The 16,078-nt window shown below is 70.6% G+C and carries 10 protein-coding genes; 1 reads left to right on the top strand and 9 read right to left on the bottom strand.

Annotated features, from left to right (window positions below):
* Positions 1–7 precede the first annotated feature (7 nt).
* Both AB0B89_RS05900 and AB0B89_RS05905 read right to left on the bottom strand, forming a co-directional pair.
* Positions 8–1,663 (bottom strand): GMC family oxidoreductase, encoded by a 1,656-nt coding sequence (locus tag AB0B89_RS05900; protein ID WP_358548735.1) that lies wholly within the window; start codon positions 1,661–1,663, stop codon positions 8–10.
* Entirely contained in the window at positions 1,660–2,229 is a 570-nt protein-coding gene (locus AB0B89_RS05905) for a DUF5987 family protein (protein ID WP_358548738.1), read from the bottom strand. Before AB0B89_RS05905 ends, AB0B89_RS05900 begins: the two co-directional genes overlap by 4 nt.
* A 419-nt stretch (positions 2,230–2,648) precedes the next feature.
* Between AB0B89_RS05905 and AB0B89_RS05910 the strand changes: the two genes are divergently transcribed.
* The gene (locus AB0B89_RS05910) at positions 2,649–3,374 is read left to right on the top strand and encodes a helix-turn-helix transcriptional regulator (protein WP_358548794.1); all 726 of its coding nucleotides are present in this window, start codon (positions 2,649–2,651) and stop codon (positions 3,372–3,374) included.
* A gap of 404 nt (positions 3,375–3,778) precedes the next feature.
* On the opposite strand, the gene AB0B89_RS05915 is transcribed toward AB0B89_RS05910, so the two are convergent.
* The 7 genes from AB0B89_RS05915 to AB0B89_RS05945 are packed head-to-tail and all read right to left on the bottom strand — an operon-like array spanning position 3,779 to position 15,905.
* Positions 3,779–5,176, bottom strand: coding sequence for a cytochrome P450 (locus tag AB0B89_RS05915; RefSeq protein ID WP_358548740.1), 1,398 nt, complete (start codon positions 5,174–5,176; stop codon positions 3,779–3,781).
* On the bottom strand, positions 5,173–5,712 hold the full coding sequence (locus tag AB0B89_RS05920) for a flavin reductase family protein (protein ID WP_358548743.1): 540 nt from the start codon (positions 5,710–5,712) through the stop codon (positions 5,173–5,175). Before AB0B89_RS05920 ends, AB0B89_RS05915 begins: the two co-directional genes overlap by 4 nt.
* Before the next feature lie 32 nt (positions 5,713–5,744).
* Positions 5,745–6,173 carry an acyl-CoA thioesterase gene (locus AB0B89_RS05925; RefSeq protein WP_358548746.1) on the bottom strand — a complete coding sequence of 143 codons (429 nt, stop codon included), beginning with the start codon at positions 6,171–6,173 and terminating at the stop codon, positions 5,745–5,747.
* A gap of 3 nt (positions 6,174–6,176) precedes the next feature.
* Positions 6,177–11,978, bottom strand: coding sequence for a type I polyketide synthase (locus AB0B89_RS05930; RefSeq protein ID WP_358548749.1), 5,802 nt, complete (start codon positions 11,976–11,978; stop codon positions 6,177–6,179).
* Positions 11,975–12,976: an enediyne biosynthesis protein gene (locus tag AB0B89_RS05935; RefSeq protein ID WP_358548752.1), complete on the bottom strand. Its 1,002-nt coding sequence runs from the start codon at positions 12,974–12,976 to the stop codon at positions 11,975–11,977. Before AB0B89_RS05935 ends, AB0B89_RS05930 begins: the two co-directional genes overlap by 4 nt.
* Positions 12,977–12,981: 5 nt before the next feature.
* A complete protein-coding gene (locus AB0B89_RS05940; protein WP_358548754.1) occupies positions 12,982–14,949 on the bottom strand; it encodes a CRTAC1 family protein in 1,968 nt (655 codons plus the stop codon).
* Complete coding sequence (locus tag AB0B89_RS05945) at positions 14,946–15,905, bottom strand: DUF1702 family protein (protein ID WP_358548757.1); 960 nt, start codon at positions 15,903–15,905, stop codon at positions 14,946–14,948. The genes AB0B89_RS05940 and AB0B89_RS05945 overlap by 4 nt, the downstream gene beginning before the upstream one ends.
* Positions 15,906–16,078: the final 173 nt, after the last annotated feature.

The following is a 16,078-nucleotide window of genomic DNA, read 5'->3' on the forward strand; positions in this document are numbered from 1 at the left end:
TCCTCTCCTACCGGCGCAGCAGGCTGGACACCAGGGGCAGGGCTCCGCGCCGGCCGGCGATGGAGCCGTCGGGGGCGGGCGCGCCGTACGTGACGTCGACGCCCCGGCTCTGGGCCGCCTGGACGATGCCGGGGATCGCGCGCTCGGCGAGCGCGGCGATGGTCATCGCGGGGTTGACGTTCAGCGCTGCGGGGACGGCCGAGCCGTCGGTGACGAAGATGCCCGGGTGGCCGCGCAGCTCGTTTCGGTCGTCGAGCGCCGAGGTCGCCGGGTCGTCGCCGATACGGCAGGAGGCCAGCGGGTGGACGGTGTAGGCGCCCACGACGTCGTTGGTCCACGCCGCCACCTCGGCGAGCCCGTCACGCTCCAGGATGTCCTTGACCTCGGCGTCCGCCTCGGCCCAGCCGCGCAGCGTGTTGGGCGTCGGGTCGTACTTGAGGCGGCCGACGCCGAGCATCTGCTGCGACAGCCGGTCGGCGTTGCCGTGGGCGGGAGGCGGGCCGAAGACCCCCTCGTTGTCGTCCTCGGTCATCTGGAAGATGATCAGCCAGGACCGCCAGCGCTTGAGGATCTCCTTCTTGTCCACGCCGAACCAGCTCGGTCCCGTGGCGCCGGGGACCTGCGCGAGGATGGTGCCGAGGCCGGGCGGGAAGTACAGCTGCTCCAGCGAGAACCGCGAGTACTCCGGCAGCGAGCCGTCCAGGCGGTCCCAGCTCGCGACGACCGGGCCCTTGCCGATCTGGTTGGCCTCGTACGCCAGGCCGTCGCCGCGCTCCAGCCCGAGCACGTCGCGCACGCGGTCCTCGTTGAGGATCGCGGTGTTCAGCCGCTCGCCGTTGCCGGAGAAGTAGCGGCCGACGGCGCGCGGCATGGTGCCGAGCGTCTCCTCGCTGCGCTGGAGGATGACGGGGGTGGCGCCGGCGCCCGCCGCGAGCACGATGACCTTGGCGTCGATCGTGCCGCTCTCGTGGCGGATCCGGTAGTCCTCCTCGTCGATGTGGTCGTAGTGCACCCGGTAGCCGCCGTCGTCGGTGCGCGAGATCTTCTGCACCTCGTGCAGCGGCCGGATCTCCGCACCGTGCGCGATGGCCGCGGGCAGGTAGTTGAACAGCAGGGACTGCTTGGCGTCGAAGTGGCACCCGGCCATCATCCAGTTGCAGTTGGTGCACTGGGCGGTGTCGATGGCGACCGGCACGGGATTGGCCGTACGGCCGGCGTGGTTGCAGGCCGCGGCCCACAGCCCCCCGGCGTAGGAGACGTCGTTCCAGTCCTGCTTGGTGATCTTGATCGACTCGGCCACCCGGTCGTACCAGGGGTCGAGGGTGTCACGGCTGACGGCGGCCGGCCACATCCGCCTGCCGATGCTCCCGTGGCGCTCGAAGACGTAGCGCGGCGCGCGGGGCATCGCGGCGAAGTAGACGACGCTGCCGCCGCCCACGCAGTTGCCGCCGAGGATGCTCATGCCGTCGCCCACGACGAAGTCGAAGGCCCGCGTGTACGAGGATCCGAGCTTGAAGTCGTGGTCGAAGTCCTGGCCCGTCAGCCATGGGCCGCGTTCGAGCACCACGACCCGCGCGCCGCCGGCCGCGAGGTGGTACGCCGCGATCGCGCCGCCGAAGCCACTTCCGATCACCAGGACGTCGGTGCTCTCGGTGCTCGTCATGCGGGGCTCCCTGAAGGGGTCGTGTCCGGGTGCAGGCGGGCCAGCGGCCGGCCGTAGGAGTAGCTCGGGAACCGCCACCGCCCGTCGGGATCGGGCTTCTCGATGCCCATCGCGATCAGCCCGGGGTGCCCGGCGGCGATGGCGTCGGCGGTGTGGAGGTGGGCCGCCGAGTCGAAGGCCATGTTGCAGAACAGCGCGAGGCTGACCCAGAGCGGCTTCTCCGGGTGGCCGGGCGTGGTGAGCCGGTTCACCATGGCGGTCCTGTGCTCGAACGACAGCGCCACGAACGGGGGCACCGACTCGTCGAGCGCCAGCCCGAGCTCGGCGGCGTACGCCAGCGTGTGCTCGTTCAGCGCGCCGGCGAGGTCGCCGAGCGCGCCGCTCAGCCCCGTCGCGTCCCACTCCAGCAGCTCGATGGCGCCCGCGGCCACCGCCCCGCCGCCCGTGGTGGCTCCCGCGATGGCCCTGTCGTCGGATGACCGCTTCTCGCCAGGGACGATCGTGTCGGCGTACGCCTCGATCGTCATCGTCCTGGTCTGCTCTTCGTCTGAAGTTGGCGGCCGCATAGGCGTGTCCTCGTCCGTCTAGGTCGACTGCTGACCAGTTCATCGTTCGCCCACGGCCGCCTCCGATGCATCTTCTGCGTTGCTTTCACATCCGCACGCGGCGCCATTTCCCACCCCCGCCGGAACGGGATATCAGCAGGCTGGGGGCTGGTAGGGGTTGTCGCAGGAGGTGGGGCGGCCAATTCTGATGGCATGGCGAAGTGCCGTCGATGTGGCGTCGTCGAGCGTCGCCTTTTCCGGATTTCGCACCGTATGTAGGTGGGAAGAATTCGCTGCCATGGGGTGAGACCAGATGACGGAGGCTCGGGATGACGAGCTCTCCCGTGTTAATCCGGGGTCAATTGCAACCACACCTCCAACGCACGGGGGGAGCAATGGAAAACGCAATCGAACAAGCCGTGATGCGTGTCGTGAAGAGTATGCACGAGAACCTCGGTGAGCAACTCACAATCAATGACATGGCTCGCACGGCGATGTTCAGCAAGTTTCACTTCTCCCGCGTATTCCAGCGGGTGACCGGGCTTTCTCCCGGCCGTTTCCTTTCGGCGGTGCGGCTCCAGGAGGCCAAGCGGCTCCTCGCCTCCACCTCGCTGACCGTCACCGACATCAGCCACAGGGTCGGGTATTCCAGCGTCGGCACCTTCAGCTCAAGGTTCACCAGCAGTGTGGGGCTCTCCCCCACCAAGTACCGGCAGCTCAAGAGCATCACACCGCAGATGTCCGCCGCCGGCTGGGAGGACACGACGGGGAACGAGCCCGTGACGACGGTCAGGGGAGACATCTCGTCCCCGCTGAAGGACCAGCCCATCTTCGCCGGACTCTTCCCCGACAGGATCCTCGAAGGCCAGCCCGTCAGGTACGTGATCCTCCCCAAGCCCGGCCCGTACGTCCTGGAGGACGTCCCCCAGGGCGAGTGGCACCTGATGGCGCAGTCCGTGGCCCCGGGCCGCGAGGACGCCGTCGACCACGCGCCAGGAGGCGACGAGGCGCTCTGCATCGGGCGCCACGGGCCGATCACGGTACGGCCTGGCACGCACACGAAGGTCGCCGACCTCCACCTGCGGCCCATGCGCCCCCTCGACCCTCCGGTGTTGCTCGCCCTGCGCGACCTGCTGTCCGTGAACGTCCCCCAGCTCACCCACTGAGCCACCGCCGCCGGCGCGCCGAACCCCGCCCCACACGAGCGGCGGGCGGCCGCGGCCGATGCGCGACCGGCCCTTCCGGCCCCCTTGCCGAGCCGGGCGCATCCCCGTCCTCCCGATCCTGGCCCCCTAAGCGAGCCCCGTCCGGTCGTCCCGACCCCGGGCTCGGGCAGGATCCGCTTCCCTCGCTCTGAGAAGGGCATTCACAGCCCGCGAGCGAACCCGCACCACCCAACGCCGCGGCCCGCGAGCGAACCCGCGCCCCCACGGCTTCTCCGCCACCACAGATGGCGGGCGACCCGTGAGCCGGGCGCCCGCCATATCCGTCGTGGTGCTTCTGTCGTCCGGTTGTGGTCCGTCGTGGCCGCGGCGCCGCGAGCCGTCTCAGGCCCGCGGCACCGCGGATGTCACACGGAGTGCACGGTCATCGGCAGCCCGCCGCGTACCCGCAGGGACAGCATCGGCTCGGCGACCACCTCGTGGCCGGGAACCTTGGTGAGCCGCAGGTCACGGGCCACCATGGCGATCACGAACGTGGCCTCCATCATCCCGAGGTGGTTGCCGACGCAGAACCTCGGTCCCGCGCCGAACGGGATGTAAGCGTACCTCGGCCGGTTCGCGGGACGGTCCGGGTCGAACCTCTCGGGGTCGAACGTGTCGGGCGCGTCCCAGAACGCCGGGTGCCGGTGCAGCGTGTACGGGCTGATCAGCACGTCGGAACCGGCCGGCACGTGGTAGCCGCCGACCTCGTCGTCCCCCTGGGCCTCCCGGGGGAGCATCCAGACGGGCGGGTAGAGGCGCATGACCTCCTCCACGACCATCGCGGTGTAGCGCAGCCGGTGCAGGTCCTCGTAGACCGGCAGCCGGTCGCCGAGCACCTCGACCGCCTCGGCGCGCAGCCGCTCGCGGACCTCCGGATGCCCGTCGATGAGGTGGAACGTCCACGACAGCGTGCTCGCCGTCGTCTCGTGCCCCGCGAGCAGCAGGGTGACGAGCTCGTCACGCATGCGCTGCCGGCCGACGCGCGGGTCGGTCTCCTGCCGGGTCGAGCCGATCAGGCGGGACACGACGTCGTCGCCGCCCTCGCCGGTCCGCTCCAGGCGGTCGGCGACGAGGTGGTCGACGATCCGCTGGAGTTCCTTGCGGGCGCGGCGGAACCGGATCTGCTTGGGCAGCGGCGCCCACAGCGGCACCTTGCTCAGCGTCACCAGCTCGAACATCGCCTGGTCCTGCACGGCCTCGAAGGAGTGCCCGATCGAGCTGAAGGCGCCGAGGTCGGCGTCGAGCAGCGTGCGCCCGAGCACGCCGAGGCTCAGCGAGGTCATCTCCTGGACGACGTCGACCGGCTCGCCGCCCGCGTGGGACCGCAGCCGCTCGACCAGGTTCTCCGCCTCCTTGGCGATGATCCCGTCCTGCTGGGAGATCCGCTTGTTCTGGAACACGGGCTGGATCATCCTGCGCTGCTTGCGCCACAGGTCGCCCTCGCTGGTCAGCAGCCCGTCACCGATGGCGCGCCGTGCCTGCACGAGGCCGACGCCCTTGTGGTAGTTGCCGCTGTTGTCGGCCAGCACGTGCTTGGCGTGGTCGGGGTGGTTGAAGAAGTAGAGGGTCTTCGGGCCGATCGACAGCCGGGCCGCGTCGCCGTAGGTCGCGGCGAGCGACATCAGCGCGATCCGGTCCGTCGCCAGCTTCTTGAACAGGCTCGGCGCCGCCCAGGGAGGCGGGCCGGGGGGCACCCGGCGGCGGGCCGGGGATCCGGCCGGCCGCTCGGGTGCCTCCTGGGGCTGTGGTCCGGTGACAGTCACGCCGGCACCTCGCTCCAATCAGGACTGATCTGCCGGAACTTTCCCTTGAAGACCAGCAGGGCGTCCCGGTCGGTCTGCTGGTGGAGCGAGATCACCTTTCCGATGAAGATGGTGTGGTCACCACCGTCGTAGGTGCGCCACAGCTCGCACTCGAAGCTGGCGAGCGTGCCATCGAGCATCGGCACGCCGCTCACCTCCCCGGGCGTCCAGTCGACGTGGTCGAACTGGGCCGCGCCCAAGGTGCGCCAGCGGTCGGCGAAGTGCAGCGCCGCCGCCTCCTGGTGGGCGGCCAGCACCGACACCCCGAAGAAGCCCGTGTCGGTGAGGCACTGGTGCATCACCGCGCCGCGATCGACGCAGATCAGCACCAGTGGCGGCTCAAGCGACACCGAGGTGAAGGAGTTGGCGGTCATGGCGTGCGGGGTGGGGCCACCCGTCGTCACGACCGTGACACCGGTGGCGAACGTCCCGAATGCCCGCCGCAGCGACCTCGCGTCCGGCATCGGACGGGTTGTCGTGGAGTTCTCGACGTTCACGCTGTCCTCCTTGCTAGCTGTCGCATCCGCGCCTACTGGGCGTACGGTTCGAGCGCCCGGGCCAAGGCGTCGGGAACCCTGGCGGGGACCGTTCGGGTGTTCGGCCCGCGCATGCACGCCACTCGCTGCCGGCCGCGGGCGACGAGGGTCTCGCCCTCTCCCGGGTCGAGGCGGACGTAGTCGAAGCTGAACTCGACCTGGGTCTGCGCCAGCTCCTGCAGCCGCATCCTGATCGACAGCTCGTCGAAGGCCGTGATCTCGGCGAAGAACTCGCAGTCCACCTTCAGCGTGAAGAGCTTCAGGTCGTCCTGGAGGTCGGCGAGCACCTCGGGCGCCCGCTGCTTCAGGAACATCTCCCTGCATCGTCCCTGCCACCGCAGGTAGTTGACGTAGTAGACGTTGCCGACGATGTTGGTCTCTTCGAAGCCGACCGTGTGCTGGTATTCGTAGTACTTGCCCATGGCCTACGACCGCCCTTCCGTGAGGACTGCGAACACGACTGGGGACTGGGCGTCCCGGAGCGTCGTGGCGAGCGTCGAGACGCGCGCACCGCCCGACGCGAAGACCGCCCACGCGTCCCGTCCCGCCGGGGCGAGGGTCAGGGGCGCGTCCAGCGGGAGGCCGGCGCCGCGCAGGCACTCGACGGCGGTCAGCACGCGCGTCGCCGCGGTGCCGAGCCCCTCACCGGTCTCCGCGGAGACCAGCCCGGCCAGCGGCGCGTGCGCTCCGAGCAGCTCCAGCCACTCGGCCTCGGGCCGCTCGGTCACCGGCGCGACGCCGGAGCCCAGCGTGCCCTCGGCGGCGACGCACAGGGTCACGCCCGCCCCGTGGGACGCCGAGACCGTCGTGCCGCCGTCGATCTCCAGCCCTCCGCCGGGAAGGTGCCGGACCTCGACCCGCCGGCCGAGCGCGCGCCCGGCCACCACGGCCGTACGGGCCTGACGCTCGGCGTCGCCGTCCGGGCCGTCCGGAGTGTGCGGCTCGACCGCGACCGCGACCCGCGCGCCGACCAGGTCCTCCAGCGTGCGCTCAAGGTAGGACCCGAGGAGCGGGGTCACCCACGGGCCGCGCCCGTCCTTCTTGCGCACCGCCTGCAGGCGCAGGCCTTCCCACCTTTCGACGACCTCGCCGGCCGGTGTGCGCACCGCGATGTCGTAGATGTAGGTGTCACCGACGCGTTCCCGCTCGGTGGCGCAGTAGCGCAGCTCGCCCGCCGCCGCCAGCGCGGCGCCGCCGGGGTGGATCCGGTCGATCCCGACCGGCAGCAACGTGGCGTCCGGCACGCAGACCTGGTTGCCGTGCATCAGCGCGTCGCGCATGCCCGGGTCGCCGAGGAGCAGCTCCCCGGACAGGAAGCCGGCGAACCAGTCCCTGGCCGAGATCGCGGCCACGTCGGCGTCCACGTGCCGTGCGGCGGCCCTGTGGTAGCGGCGCAGGCGGTGGAACCGCCCGCCCTGGAACAGCACGTCGCCGTACAGCTCGGTGGCCGGGTCCAGCGGGACGACCGGCAGGCCCTCGCCGATCTGGCTCGGCGGGCCCTCCGGCGCCGCCTCGCCGGTGAACCGCAGCCGCGCGCGGAAGTGGTCCACCTCGAAGCCGGTCTCCGCGCTGCGGATGGCGACCTCGACCGTGTCGTCGTCCTCCGTGACGGTGGCGGCGATCCGGATCGTGGTGCTGCCCTCCGGCGGCACGATGATCGGCCGCAGGAATTCGGCGTTCTCGATCACCGGGACCGCTTCGCGCCCGATGGTGGCCGAGGCCACCTGCGTCATGGCCTCCATGCCGAACACGGCGGGGAACAGCAGGTTGCCGTCCAGGAGGTGGTCGGCCAGGTAGAGGTCGGTGCCGGCGTTCATCTCGGCCTCGGTGACGAGCTCGACCCCGTGGTAGCGGATCAGCGGCTTGTCGACGAATCGCAGCAGCGGAAGCGACGGCAGGTCGTAGCGGACGGTGTCGATGCCCTCGGTGCGCCCGCTGATCACCACGACGGTGGGGACGTCGGGGTCGGCGACCAGCCGCCGCATGATCTGCACCCCCTGCTCGGGGGAGATCGGCGCGATGCCCTTGGCCGCGAGGCCCTCGACGACCGAGAGCCGCTCGCCCATGCCGACGTCGGACCAGACCGACCACTCCATGCAGATCGCGCGGCACCGCGGGTGCCGCTCGCCCACCTCGCGGGTGAGCTCCGCCAGCCAGTCGTTGGCCGTGGAGTAGTGGGCCTCGCCATGCAGGCCGGCGCGGCCGATGATGCTGCCGAAGGACACCAGCAGGCGGAGCCGTGCCGGGTCGACGGCGTCGAGCACGTTGCGCAGGCCGTCGACCTTCGGGGCGAAGGTGCGCCGGAAGGCGGCCATGTCGAGGGTCGACAGGCCTCCGGGCTCGTTGCGCCCCGCGCCGTGCAGCACGGCGGTGACGGATCCGAGCTCCGCCTCCAGTTCGGCGATGCCGCGCCGGACCGCGCCCGCGTCGGTGACGTCGGCCCGGGCGTAGCGGACCGTCACGCCGGACTCGGCCATCCTGCGGAGGTTGTCGGCCAGCTCCTGGTCGGCGGCCGGGTCGGAACGGCCCAGCACCGCCAGCTTGGCGCCGGTGTCGGTCGCCACCGCCAGAGCGCACTCGGCGGTGATGCCCTTGCCGCCACCGGTGACCAGCAGCACGTCGCCGCCGTCCAGCGGCTGCTCCGTACGGGCGGACCTCACCGGCATGGCGCGCATCGTCGGCACCCGGCGCACGCCATCGGCGTCGTAGAACGCCTCGGCGAACCTGGTGGTCGACGCCACCTCGGCCACGACCCAGGAGACGGCCTCGGGGGCCGCGGGCACGTGGACGATGGTGGTGCGCAGGTGAGGGGCCTCAAGCTGGAGCGTCTTGGCCAGACCCGCGGCGCCGCGGTCGTGCTGCACCACGACGAACCGCGTGCCGGACGGGCCGGCGATGGCCGCCTTCGCGCCCAGCAGCGCCTGCTCCAGGTGCTCCTCGGCGCAGTCCCGCGGGAGGACGACCAGGACACCGGAACCGACCTTGCCGCTTTCGAGCGCCTGCCGCAGCGGCCCGGCGAGCGGGGAGTCCCCGGCCGCGTAGAGCTGCCACTGGCCGTTCTCCTGGGGCGAGGTCCGCGCGGGGAGGCGCAGTTCGTCCAGGTCGACGGAGAAGGGCCGTGCCCAGGACGCGGCCCCGGCCACCAGCGTCGCCGGGGCGGCCGTGGCGGAACCGGCGTTGGCCGCCAGCGCGTCGAGCGCCTCGGACAGTTCGCGAAGGCTCGCCGTCGCGAGGTTGGTCGGCGCCTGGGAGGCGGGCACGCCCAGCTTCTGGGTGGCCTGGTCGATGATGTGCATCACCGTGACCGAGCTGAGGTGCAGCTCGTCCAGCGGCCTGCTGTCCTCGCTGACCATCTCCAGCGGCAGCTCGGCCCGCTCGGCCGCGAGGCGGCGCAGCAGGTCGATGCTCGACTCCGCGGCGTCCCCCTCGGCCGGCGCCGCGCCGGAGGCGACGGCGGGGGCGGCCTTCAGGGGCTCCTCGGCCCGGCGGACGGTGCCGCTGATCTGGATCTGCGGCGCCTTCTCGACGGGGCTCTGGAAATAGGTGAACTCGGTGCCGACCGCGAGGGGCCTGACCAGCCGGCCGTGGAAGAGCTCCTCGTGGACGATCGGGACGCCGGCGACGTAGGCCGCGCCGGCCACCCGGAGCAGTCCGGTCAGCGACTCGTCGTCGGTGTCCAGCGCGACGGCCGGGACGTCGGTGACGGACGCCGCCAGCCCGCTGAGCACGCGACCGGGACCGACCTCGACGAGGAGGTCCATGTCCTTGGCGGCGGCCTCCACGGCCTGGGTGAACAGGACCGGATCGGTGATCTGCCTGCGCAGCAGCGCCGGGATGTCGGTGTCCGGAGTGAGCGTCACCCCGCTCACGGTGGAGACGATCGGCCGGTCGACCGGCCCGAAGTCCTCCCCGGCCAGGTGCTCGCCGAACTCCTCGGCCGCCGGTGCGACGAGCGGGGAGTGGAAGGCGTGCGACACCGGCAGCTTGGTCCATTTCAGGCCCGCGCCGGCGGCCTTGCGGCCGAACTCCTCGATCGCGTCGACCGGTCCGGCGACGACGGTCTGCTCCGGCCCGTTGTACCCGGCGATGACGACGGGCAGCTCGCCCGCCAGCTCGGTCACCGTGTCGGGTGTGGCGCGGACGCTGGCCATGGTGCCCGAGGCGCTGTGCTCGGTCATGGCCTTTCCGCGGACGGCCGCGACCCTCAGCAGGGTCTCCTCGTCCATCGCGCCGGCCCAGTGCAGGGCGGAGATCTCGCCCAGGCTGTGCCCGACCGCGACGTCCGCCTCCACGCCGATCGCGGCCAGCGCGCGCAGGCCGGCCATGGAGCCGGTCACGATGCGCGGCTGGGCGACCGCCGTGGCGACCATGTCGCCGGTGGTGGGCAGGTTCGCCTTGAGGTAGATCTCCTCGGCCTCGGCGAAGCGCCGGCGCAACGCGCCGCCGCTGGTGCCGCGGCCCGAGCCCTGCCCGGGGAACAGGAAGCCGACCCGGCCCGGCCCGTCGGCCTGGCCGAAGAAGGCCCGGCCGTCGGGGGCGAACAGGCTGGTCTCGCCCGCGTCGAGCGCGGTCAGCACCCGCTGGAGCTGCCGCTCGGCGTCCTCGGGCGAGGACACCACGACGGCGGCCCGGTACGGCAGTTCGCGCAGGTCGCGCTGAAGTGTGGCCGCGAGGTCGGCGAGCTGGCCGTAGGACACCTTGATGACGAAGTCCGCCAGCTCGGCGACCCGCTCGCGAAGCGCCTGCGGCGAGGCCGCGTCGGCGAGGAGCAGTTCCGCGTCCTGCAAGGAGGAGGCCAGGCTCTTGGTGCGCGTCGAGAGCGGCGCGCGCTTGCGGGGCCCGGAGTTCTCCAGCACGACGTGGGTGTTGATGCCGCCGAAGCCCATGGCCGTGATTCCGGCGCGTACGGGCGCCCCGGCCGGCCAGGGCTCGGCCTTGCGAAGGACGCGCAGCTTCGCCGACTCGGCGGTCAGGACGTCGTGCGGGTCGACGCAGCCGATGGCCGGCGGAAGCACCTGCTCGTGCACCGCCATGGCGGCCTTGATCAGGCCCGCGACGCCCGCCGCGGCCTTGGCGTGCCCGATCATCCCCTTGATGGAGCTGACCGCCGCGCGCGTGGCGTCCGGGTCGGCCTCGGCCCGTGCCTCCGACAGCGCCGTGAGCTCGGTGGCGTCCCCGACGGGGGTGCCGGTGCCGTGGCCCTCGAACAGCTCCACGGTCTCGACGCCGAAGCCGGCGCGCTCGTAGGCCCGCCGCATCGCGAGCTTGTAGCCGCTGACCTCGGGCCGGGTGATGCCGCCCTTGCCGTCGGAGGAGATGCCCCACCCGGCGATGGTCGCGTAGATGCGGTGACGGGCCTTGACGGCCTCCTCCTCGCGCATCAGCACGATCATGCCGCAGCCCTCGCCCGGCCAGAAGCCGTTGGAGTGCCGGTCGTACAGGCGCATCTCGTTCTTGGCCAGGGCTCCGGTCTTGGCGAAGCCCACGATCTCGAACGGGTCGATCGAGAGGTCGACGCCGCCGACGATGGCCACGTCGATCTCGTTGTCGATCAGCGCCTTGCACCCCGTCGTCACCGACAGCAGCGACGAGGAGCAGGCGCCGTCGACGGTGTAGCCGCCGCCGTTGAGGTCGAAGTAGTTGCAGATGCGCCCGGCGATCGTGTTGGACAGGCCACCGGCCAGGGTGTCCTCGTCGATCGAGGGGAATGGGCTCTTGTAGGTGACCTCCAGGTCGGCGAGGAACGTGGCCAGCCGGTCGTCGTCCCAGCCCTGCTCCTTGAGCTGCGCGGCCACGGTGCGGCGCACGTACGGCCAGCGCAGGCGCATGACGTTCGCGCGGGTGAACTCCCCGGTAAGGGTGTTGCCCACGACCACGCCCGTGCGTTCCTTGGGCAGGCCCTCGGCGCCGGGGAAGCCCGCGTCGGCCAGGGCGAGGCCCGCCATGTCGAGCGCGAGCCAGTGGGTGAGGTCGGTGGAGCGGTACGTGGAGCCGCCGATCTTGTAACCGACGCGGTCGAACTCGTAGCCCTCGATGACCGCCGCGGTGCGCGCGTAGAAGGTGTCCGGGTGCGCCGGGTCGGCGTTCCAGTAGTCCTCTAGGCGCATGCGCACGTCGGGCAGTCTCCGGAAGGCGCGGCGACCGGCGAGAGCGTTTTCCCACAGCTCTCTCGGCGAGGTGGCGTCCGGGTACCGGCACGCCATGCCGACGATCGCGATCCTGGTCATACGGTCGCGACCTCTTTCCCTGCGGTCGGGACCCTCTCTACGGGAACCTCGGAGGCGCCCTTGCGCGCCTCGGCCTCACGCTGCTCGCGTGCCTTGTTGACGAAGTGCAGCGCCCAGAAGAAGCCGCCGCGGATGGCGCAGACGCCGGCCGTGGCGAAGAAGAGCGCGTAGGAGATGTGCACCGCGGTCAGCAGGCCGTACAGCAGGGCGATGCCACCGCCGAAGGCGACCTGGGAGGCCGGCTTGGACGGGCTGGTGCCCGGGTCGGTGACCATGTAGTTGCTGAAGAGCACGAACGCGACGCCGGTCATCATCCCGAGTGCCGCGGGTATCGACGTTCCGAAGAAGATGCCGCGCACGATGGCCTGGAGGGCGAAGACGCCCACCCAGCCGAGGATCAGCGGCATGCGGTTCGTGAGCTTGCCGTTCAGCATCGTGCCGCCGAGGATGATGATCCCGGGGATGATCCAGTCGAACCAGGTGTCGGTGTGCTCGGTGAAGTGGTACGGCGGTGCGATGCTGGCCCAGGGCAGGAGCAGCAGGATGACCGCGATGCCGAAGTTCGACGGGTTCATGAAGTGCCGCATGCGGCCCTTGACCGGCGCTCGGAGCACCCACTTGGCGCCGACCGCGACCACGACTCCGAAGAGCAGCACCAGGATCTGGTCGTTGACGTAGATCAGCATGTTCATCGCGAGCGAGGTGATGTGCGCTGGATACAGGAACTGCACCAGGCCGCGGAACCCCAGGCCCGTGTAGCGCGGCGCGCGCTTCTCGACCTTGGCTCCGATGTACTCAAGCCCGATCTCGGTCGCGTAGCCGGTGGCGAGGGCGAAGAACGGCCACAGCCAGGGCTGCTCGAACCCGAGGACGGTGTATCCGAAGATGTTGAAGACGGAGATCGAGATCGCGAAGTTGCGCAGTGCGATGATCACCTTGGGGTCGTGACGCGGCGGCGCGGCGGCCTTCGTTTCAGCGGGGGCCTTCGTTTCAGCCATGTCGATCACTTCTCCTTGGCCTGCTGGCCGAGCACGAGGCAGTGCCAGCCCGTGGTCAGCTGAAGATCCTGGTCATGCACCTGTCCGGTGCGGTCACGCCAGCGGATGTGCACCTGCACCGGCCCGGTGACGTTCTGGCCCAGTCCGATGTGGACGTCGGTCGAGCGCCTGCCGGAGTGGCCGCTGCTGCCGTCGACGCGGCCGATGAACGAGCGGCCGTCCGCCGTCTTCACCGTGACCTGCGCTCCGGTGGCCGGTGAGCCCGGCGCGGGAAGCGTCCCGGCGACCGGGGCATCGTCGCGGGTGAGCCGCAGCCCGATGTACGAGCCGGCCGAGGAGCTCTGGTTCTGGTAGAAGACCGGCTCGCCCCACTGCCGGGCGACGGCGAAGTCCACGAGGCCGTCCCCGTCGGAGTCGCCGGTGGCGATGCCGCGCGTGGGCACCGGGATGGCGAGGCCGAGCTGGGGGGCGAGGTCGACGTAGCGGCCCGTCGGGCCCTTGGCGAAGAAGTGCAGCGTCTGGTTTCCGCCGATGTCGTCGCCGGCCTCCGCGTTGGGCCACCAGAAGGGGTTCTGCAGCAACTGGTCGTTGGCCGTGGCCAGCTCCTGCAGTTGCGGCCAGCGGTCGATCTGGCCCTTGACGAACCCGGTCGCCTGGGCGATCGAAAGCTCACCGGCGTTGTTGAAGTCCTCCATCTTGACGTCCCAGCCCCAGCCGGACCACGCCGTGCCGGAGGGGGCGCTCTCGTCCACCCACGGCGCCTCGCCGGCGCGCAGCTTGGCGCGCAGTTCGGCCTGGTTCTTCGACGTGGACATGAACTGGAGGTTGCTCTCCTCGATGCCCCACGACGTCGTGATGTTGCTGACGAACATGTCGAAGATGCCGTCGTGGTTGAGGTCGCCGAAGTCCACGCCCATGCCCTTGAAGGAGTCGTGGCCGACGGTCTTGGACTTGGGGATCAGGGCCGTGCGGACGCCCTCGATGGGCGAGAGCTTGATGTGCCCCGGCGTGGACTGGTTGTAGAACATCCGGTCCGGGCCGAAGTCGTTGGCCAGGTACAGCTCGGGGAGCTGGTCGCCGTCCAGGTCGGCCGCGGCGGCTCCGAGCTCCCAGCCCTTCGAGGCCTCCTTGGACAGGACGTTGTCCAGGCACTCGTAGGTGACCGTGGGCCGGTCGCCCTTGGTCGAACCGGTCCAGCGGAAGAAGTAGTCCTCGCCGCCGTTGTGGCCGTCGGACATCGAGTGGTTCATGTGGACGCCGCCGGCCACGGTGGAGTCCAGGACCGGGCTGTCGGCGAAGTAGTTGCCGATGAAGATGTCGTCGTGGCCGTCACCGTCGAAGTCGGCGACGGTGGCGGCGTTGGTGTTCCACTGCGGGCCGGTGTACTCGCCGTTGGTGGAGTTCGCGCCGGGCACCAGCTCGGTCGGCAGGTAGGCGTCGGCGCTCAGCTTGGTCGCGTTCGGCTTCGCGAGGTAGACGATGGGCGTGCGGCCCCACATGTAGACCAGCAGGTCAAGGCGGCCGTCCTCGTTGTAGTCACCGGGGACGCAGCCCATGGGAGCCATGTGGTCGTTCATCGGCAGCGAGCCCGGGTTCAGGGCAAACGGCGCATACCGTTCAGAGCGGGCACCCGGGGTCGGCGTCACGACGGCCTGGTCGATACGTGTGTCGACGAGGCACAGGTCGTTGGACAGCCCGTCGCCGTCGAGGTCGTTCATCGCGATGGCCGCACCGACCGAGGAGATCCAGGCGTCGATGTGCTTGTAGTCCTGGTTCACCTTGCGGATCGTCCGCTCGGTGTATCCACTGGGCAGCGCGATCGACAACGGCTTGAACGAGAACTTGCTCGCGATGGCCGAGGTCTCGGCCGCGGAGTACGAAGGCAGACGGGCGATCAAGAAGACGCTCGTGACCAGCACGAGAGCGACGATTCCCGGGAGCTGCCTGCGCAGCCATCCAAGGGTCGCAGTCACGGGCTAACACCTCCAAGAGAGACAAATTGGTCGGCAATCCGCCGGCGCCACACTTCATAGGCCGGCACATCGCCCTGGATCTGCTGGTCGGGGCGCGATTCGTTGCTGATCCGCGCCGCCTGCTCCGGCGTCACGCCGCAGAACACCTGGGTCGCGATCTCTGTGGCGGGCACCACCAGTCCCGGCTTCACCCGGGCCTCGGCCGCGAAGGCGGAGCCCTGGGCGAGCTGGGGGCGGTACACGCCCGCCCGGTCCCTGAACTCCCGCAGCTCGTCCTCTTCGGCGCCGCAGGCATAGGTGGCGGCCAGGCCGGCGCCCGCGTACAGGTCGCCTCGCCGGTGCTCGGGGAACCGGTGGATCATCGTGGTGACCACGTCGACGTCGGTGCCTCCGACGAACCACATGGCCCGCCCGATGCCCTGGTCGATGACGCGGTTGGCGTACCCCTGCGGGGCGTCGGCCGGCCACGGGAACCTCGGGTCCTGGTACTGCCCGTGTACGTACTGCTCGGTGCGGAAGTAGGCCTGGTGGAAGCCGTATCCATCGAGCGCCAGGTAGCGCAGCAACGGGTCGGGCAGGTAGAGCTTGGACCACAGGAACTTCGGCAACCGCGCCATCGCCCAGCCGACGCCGACGTAGATCAGGTAGATCTGGGCGTCGCCCCGCCCCGCGAGGAAGCCGGCGACCTTCGGGCCGCGTGAGAGCGGCGTCGCGTCGAGGATGGCGAACCCCATGCCCGCGCCCTCGTAGGCGAAGCCGCGGAACCGCTTCGGGATCTCCTCCAGACGGTCCTCGGCCTCGGCGGGCGTACGTGCCTCGGCCGCGTACGCGTAACCGGTGAGGAACATCTCACCGACCTTCTCCAAGAGGTCACGGGCCTCCGGGCTCTTCACGTGGAAACCACGTGTCGAGAGCTTGGTCTCCGAGACGTTGGGTGTCAGAATACGGCTTCTCAATGACCGTAGAGTGCTGGCCAATTGCCTCTCCCTCCCCGCGGGGGTCATCCCTTTAACCGTGGGGTAATGTATGCCTAAATGTAGACATATGGGCTTACTTCGGGTCCACTTCAAACGTGCTCAGTAAAAGCCCGGAACCGTTGGCCGGGCAGCCTGAGACAGACCGCCCGGCC

Origin of the sequence: Sphaerisporangium sp. NPDC049002 (assembly GCF_040649355.1) — a bacterium.
Lineage (GTDB): Bacteria > Actinomycetota > Actinomycetes > Streptosporangiales > Streptosporangiaceae > Sphaerisporangium.